Here is a 12,831-nt window from a genome sequence, read left to right as displayed (position 1 = left end):
GTTGTTGGTTGTTGGTTGGCAGTTGACACTCCCTTGTCCCAATTTTGAATTGTGAATTGCGACTCTCCCGTACGGGCGCACAGCAGTGCGCCCCTACCGACTCCCGAAACTACGGCGCGGACTCAAATGCCGCATAACTACCCCCTAATCCCTCGACAATCGTGCGGGTATTGGCAACTAGCATCTTTGGGTAAGTATCGCCGTCTGTGCCTGGTTCTCCTAATCCATCAGCGTAGAGTTCTCTATCTGCAACTTTGACTTTTGCTTCCCTTGCTACAGCTTCAATCAGTTGCGGGTTGACTGTTTTTTCAGCAAATATTGTCGGAACGCCAGATTTTCTGATATCTTTGACGAGTTCTGCTACCCTGGCAGCTGTAGGTCTTTCTTCCGTGCTAATCCCTTGTAAGGCTCCTTCAATTGGAATTCCATAAGCATTTGCATAGTAACCCATTGCATCGTGGGTAGTGACTAATTTACGCTGTCCGGGTGGAATTGTCTGAATCTGGGATTTAATCCAAGTATCGATCTGTTTGAGTTCACCCGTCAGTTGTTTGGTATTGCTGGTATATTTTGCGGTGTTATTCGGAAATGCTTTTGACAAGGAGTCAGCGATCGCATTGGCGATGCGAATACCGTTTTGGGCATTATGCCAGACGTGCGGATCGGTAACGGTTTGTCCGTCTTCCTCAAGTTGTTGGGGTTTGGGAACGCCAATCTCATGCACTGCTACTTTAGGTACGGGGTTAGAGGTGGCTTTGATTAGTTTAATGAGACCAGACTCAAAGTTGTAACCACCATACAAAATTAATTGCGCTTGCTCGATCGCTTTGCTATCTTCTGGTTTCGGTTGATATAAGTGAGGGTCAGCACCAGGCTCGATTAAACATTTTAAGTCTATGGTGTTTGCCGCGATTTCTTGAGTTAATCCGCAGGTAACGCTGTTAGTTGCAACTACAAGTGGTAAGTTATTTTTCTGCGCGATCGCCTCATCCCCTTTAAGATTCAATCCAGCTAGACCAAGTGCGATCGCAAAGGTCGCTATAGATTTGACAGACAACTTTAACATCTTCTTTTCGAGCTTGGGTGATAATGATTATCATTGTGCTATAAGAAGGCGTATGTTAGAAGTCCAACATTTAACCGTCAGCTATCGAGGTGTATCTGCTGTTGAAGATGTCAGTTTTCGCCTGCAACCAGGACAAATCGTTGGCGCGATCGGTCCTAATGGTGCGGGTAAAAGCACGATGGTCAAGGCAATGTTGGGTTTAGTACCAACTGCAAGTGGAGTGGTAAAGTATCGCGATCGCGCCTTAAAACAACAGCTGAATGCAGTAGCATACGTCCCTCAACGCACGCAAATTGACTGGGATTATCCCGTGACCGTGTGGAACGTTGTCATGATGGCACGAACGAGACAGACGGGATGGTGGCGCGAACCCAATCGTCAATCTAAGCAAATTGTCGCTACTGCTATAGATCGAGTTGGGATGTGGGAACTGCGTCACAGACAAATTGGCGAGTTATCCGGCGGACAACAGCAGCGAGTCTTCTTAGCGCGATCGCTAGCACAGGAAGCAGAATTATTCTTTTTTGACGAGCCATTTGTTGGTATCGACAAGAAAACCGAAACAATTATGTTTGATGTATTTTCCGAATTAAAATTGCAAGGTAAAACTCTATTAGTTATTACCCACGATCTCGCCACAACATTAATCAAATGCGATCGGCTCTTATTATTAAATCGTCAGTTAATCGCCAACGGTTCTCTCAAAGAAGTCACGACAACAGCCAACATCCAACGCGCCTACGGTGACAGCATTTTGTTAATTCGGAATTCGGAATTCGGAATTCGGAATTAGTAGCTCTCACGAACAAATAACAAATAATAAATGACAAATGACTAACTTATTACTCGAACCGCTAAGTTTTGAATTTATGCGTTTAGCGCTAGTAACAGCAATTTTACTAGGTATACTTTGCTCGGTTATCGGCACTTACTTAATCGTACAACGGATGGGTTTATTAGGAGATGTTATCGCTCATGCAGTGTTACCAGGACTAGCGATCGCATTTTTTCTAGGAATTGATATATTTGTCGGTGCATTTATTTCCGGTACGCTCAGCACGTTTGTCATCTCTTGGATTCAGTCTCAGTCTCGAATCAAAGTCGATGTAGCAATGGCTTTGGTTTTTTCGGGCTTTTTAGCATTAGGAATTACTCTAATTACCGTACTCAAAAGTAAACTAGATTTACATCAGTTTCTCTTTGGCGATCTTTTAGGAGTCACCACAATCGATGTATGGAAAACTTTCGCGATCGCCATCATCATATTGCTATTAGTTAAGCTATTTTACAAGGAACTATTATTCTATACTTTCGATCCCTTGGGCGCTCAAGCTGTCGGTCTACCAGTCACTTTAATTCACTTAGGCTTAACATCTGCTATTACCTTAACAATTATTGCGAGTATGCAAGCAGTAGGTATAGTGTTAGTAGTTTCGCTTTTAATTGGACCTGGAGCTACAGCTTACTTACTCGTGAAAGAATTACATCAAATGATGATTTTTGGATCGATTATTGGAATTTTTAGTAGTGTCACTGGAATGTATTTTAGTTACTATTTCAATGTTCCTTCTGGTGCGGCGATTGTCTTAGTAGTTTCAGGGTTATTTATATTAGCACTATTATTCAGCCCTTCCCAGGGCATTTTAACCCAGCCAGCAGTAGCAAATCGTTCTCTTTCAATCTTAGGTCAATTCAAACAATCGAACAAACGAATTTAAAAATATAGAGACATTACATGTAACGTCTCTACACTGTCAAAGCGGTAGCTTACCTTGTAATTGCTGAACTGCAACGATACAACTAGAACAGTCACAACCATATCTTTGAATTGCAGCCTGCGACTCTTCATCAGTGAAATCTAAAGTAGGAACTTCATCTTTTGATGGATTTTCTGTAACATTGGTAAAAGGTTTAGGAGTTGGGCGATCGAATACTATGTCAACTAAGGGAGGAGATACCGATTTTGAGGTATCGTTAGGTTGAGTCACAATTTCTCTAGCCTGAGCTGGATCGGGAGCTATAAGTATTAATGCCATCAGCGTAGGACAGGCAAATAAGGCTAATTTAGATAACTTCATAAGTCACGCCATAAAGAATTATCTGGTTGGCGCAGATTTTAACTGATTTGAGCTATTTTGTAAACAATTTTTTCAATTATCTAAAATTTATGCATCACAGAAAAGAGATCGATCGCCACACTTAGTTGTCTAGATTTACAAACGCGCTCGTCAATCGATCTTTTTAGTATTACATTTTACTTTTTTTAGTGTTGCGTATTTTACTTAATTTGGTGTTCATTATTGAACATGATGTTAGATAAGCTCCTAATTAAATTGCTAGATGACTTCAACTTCCATAGCAGTTCTAAATGATTTGTAAAGCAGGCTTCTCCTGCTCCGCGTTCATGAATCAAATAGGACTGCTATAGCTGCAAATATTAAAAGCAAGTGAAAATTTCTCAGTTATGTAGCCAAATAGGTTTATGAATAAGGCTTTATATAGATCGCTCGTTAGCAGTGGTTTATTTATTTTCGTAGAATAATTTTATTGTCAATAGAAGAATCTTTCATCTATGAAAGTTGTAAACTATGCGGAATTCCGTTACTGCCGATTCTAAAAAGCTACCACTACGCCTGATTCTAGTCGTGCCGTTTGTGCTACAAATCTTTGCTGCTGTGGGACTAGTAGGGTATTTCTCCTTCCGAAATAGCCAGCAGACGATAAACGACCTAGCTAATCAGCTAATGACAAAAGCTAGCCGACTTGTTAACGAACACCTTAACGCTTATCTAGCCACTCCACATCAAATTAATCAAATCAATGCCGATGCGGTAGAACTAGGACATTTGGACTTGCAAAACTATCCTAAACTAGGACATTACTTCTGGAAACAGTTACAGGTGTTTAATGTTGGCTATATTTCTTACGCAACAGTAAAAGGTGAATTTGCCGCAGCTGGCTATTACAAAAATCCCCAAGAGGCTGTAATTGATGAAGTCTCTTCAGCTACTAAAAGAAAAGATTATATATATGCTACAGATAGTCGTGGCAATCGTACTAAGTTAATTAAGAGCTTGCCAGATTACGATCCGCGATCGGAGTCTGTTTTTCAAGATACGGCGCGAGCAGGTAAGCCAACTTGGAGTCAGGTTTACGCTTGGGATGAAGATCCAGATATTTTATCGGTTGCGGCTGGCTACCCGATTTACAACAAAAATAAAGCATTGCTAGGAGTTATTAGCGCCGATCTGCGCCTCACACAGATTGGTGATTTCTTGCACCACATACAAGTGAGTCAGTCGGGAAAAATTTTTATTGTCGAACGGAATGGATTAGTTGTAGGAAGTTCGAGTTCCGAACTGCCATATACAATTGTGAATGGTAAAGCGCAGCGGCTTAATTTTCTCAACAGTCGCGATCGCTTAATTCAATCTACAGCACAATATTTACAAACTAAGTTTGACAGCTTAAAACAAATTCAACATAGCCAACAGCTAGAGTATATGCTGGTAGGAAAACGCCAGTTCGTCCAACTGACACCGTGGCGAGATAAATACGGTTTGGACTGGTTAGTGGTTGTTGTCGTACCTGAATCTGATTTCATGGCACAAATTAACGCCAACACCCGTACTACAATATTGCTCTGTTTGGGAGCATTAGCGATCGCTACAGTAATTGGTGTTTATACTTCTCGTTGGATTACTCAACCAATTTTAAAGCTGAGTCGAGCCAGTCAGGAAATTGCTGCTGGAAATTTAGCGCAAACAATCACAGTTAAAGGTATTCAAGAACTCGATATTTTAGCTAAGTCCTTTCACAAAATGGCAGGACAATTAAGAGAATCTTTTGCAGCTTTAGAAACGACAAATCAAGCATTAGAACAGCGCGTGAGCGAACGTACTCTCCAACTGCAATTAGCAAAAGAAGCTGCTGATGCTGCGAATCAAGCCAAAAGCGAATTTCTGGCTAATATGAGCCATGAGTTAAGGACTCCGTTAAATGGGATTTTAGGTTACGCTCAAATTCTCCAACGTTCTTCAAGAATTACAGAGCAAGAACATAAAGGAATTAGTATTATCTCTCAGTGTGGCAATCATCTCCTTACCCTAATTAATGAGATTCTCGATCTTTCAAAAATTGAAGCGCGCAAGATGGAACTTTATCCCATTGAATTTCATTTTCCTGCTTTTCTACAAGGGGTAGTAGAAATTTGTAGCGTTCGTGCCGAGCAAAAGAAAATTGCTTTCGTTTATAGTGCGGAAAGCGAAATACCTTCTGGGATTTACGCTGATGAGAAGCGTTTGCGCCAGGTATTAATTAACTTGCTCGGTAATGCAATTAAATTTACAGAGCGCGGGGAAGTTAAATTTACAGTTAAAAGCCGAAAACTCGAAAATTTAAATTATCAGGTAAGGTTTCAAATCGAGGATACTGGTGTAGGCATGACAGCCGAACAATTAACAAAGATTTTTTTACCCTTCGAGCAAGTGGGAGATAATAAATACCAAGCGCAAGGAAGTGGTTTAGGACTGGCAATTACCCAGAAAATTGTTTCTTTGATGAAAAGTACCATTCAGGTATCTAGTCAAATAGGAAAAGGTAGTATTTTTTGGTTCGATCTAGAAGTGACTGAAACTACAAGATGGTTGGACATAGCTAGGCTAAGGTCTCAAGGTAAGATTGTTGGTTTTCATGGCAATAAGCAGAAAATTTTAGTAGTTGACGATCGCTGGGAGAATCGTTCTGTTATTGTCAGTCTTTTAGAGCCAATTGGATTTGAACTAGTAGAGGCTGAAAACGGTCGAGAAGGTTTAGAAAAAGCGTATAAATTTCATCCCGATCTCATTATTACTGACTTAGTAATGCCACTGATGAACGGCTTTGAACTGTTACAGAAAATTCGCGTCTCAGAGCAACTTTCTGGAATTGTCGCGATCGCCTCTTCTGCTAGTGTATTTGAAACTAATCAATACCGTAGTTTAGCTGCTGGAGCCGATGAATTTTTACCCAAACCAATACAAGCAGAAATTTTATTAGAAATGTTGCGATCGCATTTAAAATTGACTTGGATTTACGAACAACAAGAGAATCAAATAGTCTCATCAATTCAAGATTATGCTAGCCAGCCTCATCAAACCGAGCTGCCTCCGGATGAAATCTTAACTCAACTATACGAACTCGTCAGAAAAGGCGATCTGGATAATATTCTAACCGTAGCCTATCAATTAGAAAAGTTAAGCGATCGATATCTATATTTTGCTCAAGAAATTATTCAGTTAACCGAAAACTTTCAGGTTAAACAACTACGAGAAAAACTGCAAAAATACATAAAAAATTGAAGCAATGATGAGATATAGCTTTTTATTATAGCATTATTATAGCGGTTTTCAATTGGGTAAAGCACACGTTCTGTAGGGGCGCACAGCCGTGCGTCCCTACAAATGTCATGCACGCAATTGAGAATTGCTATATTTGATTTATGGACGTAAAATAGGCTTCTATGCTGCCATAGAAATGATAGATGCGAACAACAGACAATTATCTGTTGTTCGCAAAATATTTATGACTGCTATATTAAATATTAATACGATTGCTTAACGCATAAACTACAAATAAATCATCAATGTTCATTTGTATCACCCCAGCTTAAATCTGCGTTTAAGTTTATTTTTTCAACAGTAGCTCTATTTTTAAATTTAATCTTATAATAATTTAATGAAAGCTCTAAATAACGGACTGATATTAATTGTGGATGACAACCCCACAAACTTGTCAGTCTTATCGCGTACGCTAAAAAGTGCAGGATTTAACATTAGAGTTGCAATAGATGGTGAAAGCGCGATCGAGCTGGTAAATTGCGAGCCACCAGATCTCATATTATTAGATGTCCAGATGGAAGCACTGGACGGATTTGAAACCTGTAGCATACTCAAAGCAAATCCAGCCACGCAAAAAATCCCCATTATTTTTATCACTGCTTTAGCCGATCCGCAGGCTAAAATTAAAGGTTTTGCTGTCGGAGCAGTAGACTATATTACAAAACCATTTTACGAAGCAGAAGTTATCGCCAGAGTGTCAGTACATTTACAATTGAGCTTTTTAACGCGCACAGTAACGGAACAAGCGATCGCGCTGCAAAAAGCAAATCAGGAATTACAAAATCTCATCTATATAGATAGCTTGACCCAAATTGCTAATCGTCGCCAATTTGATACTTGTATCGAGAGAGAGTGGCGGCGACTAGCACGGGAGCAAGCACCACTAGCTTTAATTTTGTGTGATGTCGATTACTTTAAAAAATACAACGATTGCTACGGTCATATTGCTGGAGATATTTGTTTACAAAGCATTGCCAAGGCGTTGATGCGTGCTGTGACACGTCCGGCAGATTTAGTCGCAAGATATGGTGGTGAAGAATTCGGAATTATTTTGCCAAATACCAATACTGAAGGTGCAATTCGAGTCGCCGAACGCATTCAAGCAGAGATCGAACAGCTTCAGATTCTCCATTCTCAGTCTGAAGTCAGTGCATACGTCACTGTGTCTTTAGGAATTAGCAGTCAACTTCCGCATCGGGAAATGTCAACTGAAAAATCGATCGCTGCTGCCGATCGCGCTCTCTATTGTGCCAAACAGCAAGGACGTAATACTTATTGTATTTGCGATCGCTTCTAGAAGACTGGCAAGCTAGATAAGAGATCCAAAGAATTTGGTATACCAATACAATGCAACCAAACCAAGCAGAGATTGAGGCAATTCGCGCACAAATTGCGGCTTTACAGCAAGAATGCGCCTCCCTCAGCGCTGAGTCACCAGAAAGTAGCTCTACCCAGGCGCAAACAACAAACGATAGCTTAGCACAGCTACTAGAAAGCTTAGCAGCTTTGACGGCGCAACTGCGACAAAAACGCGCCGAATTCAGCGCCTTGCAGGTGCGATCGCAATATCAATCGATCGAGCAACACGTCGAGGAAGGGAGAACGCAAGCTAAAGTTCACGCCGATCGAATCAACGAACTTGCAGGAGAATTAGCCGAAGAAATCCGCGCGCTTAAAGCGATCGCAGATCGAATCAGTCCGAGTTATTGGCAAGTTTACTACAAACCGTTTATCACTGGCTTTCAAACGATTTCAGTCCCTCATGTCCGTTCTGATGGAGACGTGTGGACGATTGTGAATCGCGTAGTTTAGATACAGGTGGTTTAGATATAGATTGTAGGGGTGTATCGTAATGCATCTCTACAACTACAGGTAAAGGCTTCTGATAAAAATTAAATACATGGCGATCGCTACTCTCAGCGACAAGATACTGGCTAGTAGCGAGGGGACTGAAAACAACGGGTTCAAACTGTCGCAAGTTTTGACATTCTTCAATCACAGGGAAAGGTTTGTGTCTGGTAACATCATTCCAGCCAAACACTAACATTCCGCCTGGACGCAAGCATTGAAAACATTGCTGAAACGATATCTCTGTTGCTTCTTTACTATCAATCCCATGTCCGAAGACACCGTTATAAACTATTAAGTCAAAGTTACCAGGGGCAAAATGCTGGCTTAAGTTTAATAGCGAGTCAACAACGTGTCGTTTAGAACCGAATTTTTTTCTGTTCGGATTAATTTCAATCGTCCAGTACTCTTTATTTTTGAAATAGCGATTGTACGGTTTAGTGTACCAGTCGCTACCAACAAATAGTATTTTGTGAAATTCATTACATTTGACGATGTAGGGAATAATTGCATCTTCTAATACGAAGCGATCGGGAGAGTTTAGATAAAAGCTGAAACCCTTCCTTCTAGTGACAGATATCAGAGCTAACCAGCTTTGAATTTGATTGACTAAGGGTTTAGGAAGAGCTAGTTTAGCAAGATCCTTAGCCAGCCTGAGAATACTCATAGATACAATAACCTTAATTAAAATAAATTTTTGTCAGAAAAACTTTTAGCAATCTCGACCATTTTACCTAAGGTAAAAGTAGTCAATATGCGATCGATCTGAGCTGAGATTTACTTCCTGACTCGACCTAGCTATCAAATTTTTTCTGATTTAAAGAATAGTATAAAAAGTTTTTTAAAAAATAGGAAGATTCTAAATTTGACGAGTAAGAATAAGTGATTTCGTTCGCCGACTAAAATCGCTTTGTTTTAGCAAATCGATGACTTATTTGCTCAGTAGATAAACTGTGTTCAAAGTTACTTTAAATATTTTGTGTAACTGTCTAAAATTTTATTTATCAAGAAAAAATTACAGTATAAAAGATATCATTTTATTTCTGTTGAATAACCTATTTATAGACTTTTATTTGCGTTTAATACTGAAGACTACTCAGTGTAAATGTAGCGAAGAGTAACATGGTGATTTTTCTTTATCGCTGCTTCTGGCGTGCGAGTTGCTCAATGATAGTATTTCTCAGTACTACCTTATTTTATAAGTAGTTTTTTATACCGTGGTGCGTTGTAAGTATTTTTACTGTAAAAGTTAAAACTTTTAGCAAAGCAGGTAAAATTACCTTTGCAAATCTTTACTTAACTTAATAAAATAGAAGCCATAGATAGTAAGTATTTATTCCCAGCCATGTTTCCCGAACAAGTCCCTTGGCTAAGCATCATCACCCTACTACCGCTAGTAGCCAGCCTAGCCATTCCTTTGATTCCAGACTCTAAAGGCATTGTTCGCTGGTATGCTCTCGGAGTCGGGATTGCAGATTTCTGCATCATGCTCTATGCCTTTTGGCAGCATTTTGATTTACAAAACTCTACATATCAACTCGTCGAAAGCTATGCTTGGATTCCCCAGATTGGTTTAAACTGGTCGGTTGCCGTTGACGGTTTATCCATGCCTCTAGTGTTGCTAGCAGGTTTTATCACCACGATGGCAACATTGGCAGCGTGGAACGTGACAAACAAGCCACGCTTGTTCTACTTCCTAATCTTGGTCATGTACAGCGCCCAAATTGGCGTGTTTGTTGCCCAAGATGTATTGATGTTCTTCTTAATGTGGGAAATCGAGCTAGTCCCTGTATACTTGCTGATCTCCATTTGGGGAGGACAAAAGCGGCGCTACGCTGCCACTAAGTTTATTCTGTATACTGCTGCTGCTTCTATATTTATTCTGATATCTGGTTTAGCAATGGCTTTTTACGGGGATACAGTCACCTTCGATTTGACTGCCCTGGGGCTGAAACACTATCCTAAAGTCTTGGCAATGCTAGCCTATGCGGGATTCTTTATCGCCTTCGCTGTTAAATTGCCAGTATTTCCCCTGCACACTTGGCTACCAGATGCTCACAGTGAAGCATCTGCCCCCATCTCAATGATTTTGGCTGGGGTATTGCTAAAGATGGGTGGTTATGCGCTCATCCGCTTTAATATCGAACTACTACCCGATGCTCACGTTTACTTTGCACCAGTCTTGGCAATATTGGGAATAGTTAACATTATTTACGGTGCTTTTGCTGCCTTCGGTCAAGGTAATCTCAAGCGGCGACTCGCTTATTCTTCCATAGCCCACATGGGTTTTGTCCTGATTGGGATTGCTTCCTACACTGATTTAGGCATTGGCGGCGCAGTATTGCAAATGGTTTCCCACGGTTTAATTGCCGCTTGTTTATTCTTCCTATCGGGAGTAGCTTACGATCGCACCCATACTTTAATCATGGAAAAGATGGGGGGGATGGCGAAAGCAATGCCCAAAGTCTTTGCTTTATTCACTGCCGCTTCAATGGCTTCTTTAGCTTTACCCGGAATGAGCGGATTTGTGGGTGAGTTGACGATATTCCTCGGCATCACCACCAGTGACGCTTACAGTTCTGCGTTTAAAACCGTCGTCATCTTCCTCGCCGCTGTTGGTTTAATTCTGACTCCGATTTACTTGCTGTCCATGTTGCGGCAAGTCTTCTATGGAAAAGAAAATCAGGAATTGGCATTCGAGTCATATTTAGGCGATGCTAGACCGAGAGAAGTTGCGATCGCCATGTGTTTGCTAGTTCCCATCGTCGGTATTGGTTTGTATCCCAAAATTGCTACGCAAACTTTTGATGTCAAGACGGTAGCAGTCGCAAGCCAAGTACGTACCGCCCTGTCTACCGTGGTAGCACAGCAGCCCAAGACTCCTCTATATTCTCGCCTGCTGGCTGCACCTCAGTTAGCCGTGACTCAGACATCAAATTTGGCTGAATAGTCATTTGTCAATTCTTTAGTATTTATCTGTAGGGTGCGTTAGTTACTAACGCACCCTACATTTTTGCATCTCCAGATGATGATAGCGGTTTTCAATTGGAGCAATACACGTCTGGTAGGGGCGTACAGCTGTGCGCCCCTAATTATGTTGTTGTCGAACAAATCCCGACAAAAAAAGTCGGGTATGTTTGACTCGCTATATACACCGTGTTAGTATCAACCGAAGTTGACGGACAATCGAGGGAATGACTAATGACTCAGGCGATCGCAAACCAAACCAAGACAAACGCCACGTTTAGAGCCTTGAAATGTAAAGAATGTGGTGCTGAGTACGAACTACAAGCAATGCACGTTTGCGAATATTGCTTTGGACCATTGGAAGTTGCCTACGATTACAGCGCTCTGCGCGATACCGTCACTCGCGAAAGCATTCAAAAAGGACCCCACTCAATTTGGCGCTATCGTCCTTTTTTACCTGTTGCTACCGATAACCCAATCGATGTCGGGACTGGCTTAACACCTTTAGTTCGTGCCAATCGCCTAGCGCGTCGCCTCGGACTGAAAAAGCTTTACATCAAGAACGATGCTGTCAACATGCCTACCCTGAGCTTTAAAGATCGGGTGGTATCGGTAGCCCTGACTCGTGCTAGAGAGCTAGGCTTTACGACAGTATCTTGTGCGAGTACGGGGAATTTAGCTAATTCTACCGCGGCGATCGCCGCTCACGCAGGTTTAGATTGCTGCGTCTTTATCCCCGCCGATTTAGAAGCAGGTAAGGTTTTAGGAACTTTGATCTACAGCCCTACTGTAATGGCAGTACAAGGTAACTACGACCAAGTCAACCGCCTCTGTTCTGAAGTAGCGAATACATACGGCTGGGGTTTTGTCAATATCAATTTGCGCCCCTATTACTCCGAAGGTTCCAAGACTTTAGGTTACGAAGTTGCAGAACAACTGGGTTGGGAACTCCCAGACCACGTAGTTGCGCCTCTAGCTTCTGGTTCCCTGTTCACCAAAATCTACAAAGGCTTCCAAGAATTTACCGAAGTTGGCTTAGTAGAAGGCAAGCACGTCAGATTCAGCGGCGCGCAAGCCGACGGATGTTCGCCAATTGCCCAAGCTTACAGAGATGGCAAAGACTTTATCAAACCAGTAAAACCGAGTACGATTGCTAAATCAATCGCGATCGGTAATCCCGCTGATGGTGTCTATGCCTTAGATATTGCGCGGAAAACAAATGGTAATATTGAATCAGTCAGCGATCCTGAAATTATCGAAGGCATCAAATTACTAGCAGAAACTGAAGGTATCTTTACCGAAACCGCAGGTGGAACCACGATCGCCGTGTTGAAAAAACTGGTAGAAGCAGGTAAAATCGACCCCGAAGAAACTACCGTTGCTTACATCACTGGAAATGGCTTGAAGACACAAGAAGCCGTCCAAGGATATGCAGGCGAACCCCTAACAATTGAGCCAAAACTCGATAGCTTTGAAAGAGCATTAGAGCGTTCTCGCACCCTCGAACGCCTAGATTGGCAACAAGTTTTGGTCTAATTTTAGATTTTGGATTTTAGATTTTAGATTGGTAAT

The 12,831-nt window shown here is 41.5% G+C and carries 10 protein-coding genes; 7 read left to right on the top strand and 3 right to left on the bottom strand.

Features of this window, described 5'->3' with window-relative positions; genetic code table 11:
- Positions 1 to 109: 109 nt before the first annotated feature.
- Positions 110 to 1,066, bottom strand: a complete 957-nt coding sequence (locus CHRO_RS06510) for a metal ABC transporter solute-binding protein, Zn/Mn family (RefSeq protein WP_015153395.1) — start codon at positions 1,064 to 1,066, stop codon at positions 110 to 112.
- Positions 1,067 to 1,118: 52 nt separating this feature from the next.
- Between CHRO_RS06510 and CHRO_RS06505 the strand changes: the two genes are divergently transcribed.
- A complete protein-coding gene (locus CHRO_RS06505) occupies positions 1,119 to 1,859 on the top strand; it encodes a metal ABC transporter ATP-binding protein (protein WP_015153394.1) in 741 nt (246 codons plus the stop codon).
- Positions 1,860 to 1,896: 37 nt separating this feature from the next.
- A complete protein-coding gene (locus tag CHRO_RS06500; protein WP_015153393.1) occupies positions 1,897 to 2,784 on the top strand; it encodes a metal ABC transporter permease in 888 nt (295 codons plus the stop codon).
- A gap of 36 nt (positions 2,785 to 2,820) precedes the next feature.
- Here the strand turns inward: CHRO_RS06500 and CHRO_RS06495 are convergent, their stop codons facing one another.
- Positions 2,821 to 3,144 carry a hypothetical protein gene (locus CHRO_RS06495; protein ID WP_015153392.1) on the bottom strand — a complete coding sequence of 108 codons (324 nt, stop codon included), beginning with the start codon at positions 3,142 to 3,144 and terminating at the stop codon, positions 2,821 to 2,823.
- 510 nt (positions 3,145 to 3,654) lie between these two features.
- Between CHRO_RS06495 and CHRO_RS06490 the strand changes: the two genes are divergently transcribed.
- From CHRO_RS06490 to CHRO_RS06480, 3 genes are all read left to right on the top strand, one after another.
- The gene (locus CHRO_RS06490; protein WP_015153391.1) at positions 3,655 to 6,405 is read left to right on the top strand and encodes a hybrid sensor histidine kinase/response regulator; all 2,751 of its coding nucleotides are present in this window, start codon (positions 3,655 to 3,657) and stop codon (positions 6,403 to 6,405) included.
- A 376-nt stretch (positions 6,406 to 6,781) separates the two neighbouring features.
- Entirely contained in the window at positions 6,782 to 7,741 is a 960-nt protein-coding gene (locus CHRO_RS06485; protein ID WP_015153390.1) for a response regulator, read from the top strand.
- Positions 7,742 to 7,791: 50 nt separating this feature from the next.
- Positions 7,792 to 8,256 carry a hypothetical protein gene (locus CHRO_RS06480; RefSeq protein WP_015153389.1) on the top strand — a complete coding sequence of 155 codons (465 nt, stop codon included), beginning with the start codon at positions 7,792 to 7,794 and terminating at the stop codon, positions 8,254 to 8,256.
- Here CHRO_RS06480 and CHRO_RS06475 read toward each other — a convergent pair.
- Entirely contained in the window at positions 8,177 to 8,959 is a 783-nt protein-coding gene (locus CHRO_RS06475; RefSeq protein WP_015153388.1) for a class I SAM-dependent methyltransferase, read from the bottom strand. The two genes, CHRO_RS06480 and CHRO_RS06475, sit on opposite strands and share 80 nt — an antisense overlap.
- A gap of 678 nt (positions 8,960 to 9,637) precedes the next feature.
- On the opposite strand from CHRO_RS06475, the gene CHRO_RS06470 reads away from it, so the two are divergent.
- Entirely contained in the window at positions 9,638 to 11,242 is a 1,605-nt protein-coding gene (locus CHRO_RS06470) for an NAD(P)H-quinone oxidoreductase subunit 4 (protein WP_015153387.1), read from the top strand.
- Positions 11,243 to 11,493: 251 nt separating this feature from the next.
- A complete protein-coding gene (thrC, locus tag CHRO_RS06465) occupies positions 11,494 to 12,795 on the top strand; it encodes a threonine synthase (protein ID WP_015153386.1) in 1,302 nt (433 codons plus the stop codon).
- Positions 12,796 to 12,831 lie beyond the last annotated feature (36 nt).

Origin of the sequence: Chroococcidiopsis thermalis PCC 7203, assembly GCF_000317125.1 — a bacterium.
Taxonomy (GTDB): Bacteria; Cyanobacteriota; Cyanobacteriia; order Cyanobacteriales; family Chroococcidiopsidaceae; genus Chroococcidiopsis; species Chroococcidiopsis thermalis.
The sequence above is the reverse complement of the archived record's forward strand: the minus strand, read 5'-3'. Positions and strand labels throughout refer to the sequence as shown.

Coding starts and splice junctions, on each gene's coding strand:
- CHRO_RS06510 (WP_015153395.1), bottom strand. CDS start 1,066: ATGTTAAAGTTGTCTGTCAAATCTATAGCGACCTTTGCGATCGCACTT.
- CHRO_RS06500 (WP_015153393.1), top strand. CDS start 1,897: ATGACTAACTTATTACTCGAACCGCTAAGTTTTGAATTTATGCGTTTA.
- CHRO_RS06490 (WP_015153391.1), top strand. CDS start 3,655: ATGCGGAATTCCGTTACTGCCGATTCTAAAAAGCTACCACTACGCCTG.
- CHRO_RS06480 (WP_015153389.1), top strand. CDS start 7,792: ATGCAACCAAACCAAGCAGAGATTGAGGCAATTCGCGCACAAATTGCG.
- CHRO_RS06505 (WP_015153394.1), top strand. CDS start 1,119: ATGTTAGAAGTCCAACATTTAACCGTCAGCTATCGAGGTGTATCTGCT.
- CHRO_RS06485 (WP_015153390.1), top strand. CDS start 6,782: ATGAAAGCTCTAAATAACGGACTGATATTAATTGTGGATGACAACCCC.
- thrC (WP_015153386.1), top strand. CDS start 11,494: ATGACTCAGGCGATCGCAAACCAAACCAAGACAAACGCCACGTTTAGA.
- CHRO_RS06475 (WP_015153388.1), bottom strand. CDS start 8,959: ATGAGTATTCTCAGGCTGGCTAAGGATCTTGCTAAACTAGCTCTTCCT.
- CHRO_RS06495 (WP_015153392.1), bottom strand. CDS start 3,144: ATGAAGTTATCTAAATTAGCCTTATTTGCCTGTCCTACGCTGATGGCA.
- CHRO_RS06470 (WP_015153387.1), top strand. CDS start 9,638: ATGTTTCCCGAACAAGTCCCTTGGCTAAGCATCATCACCCTACTACCG.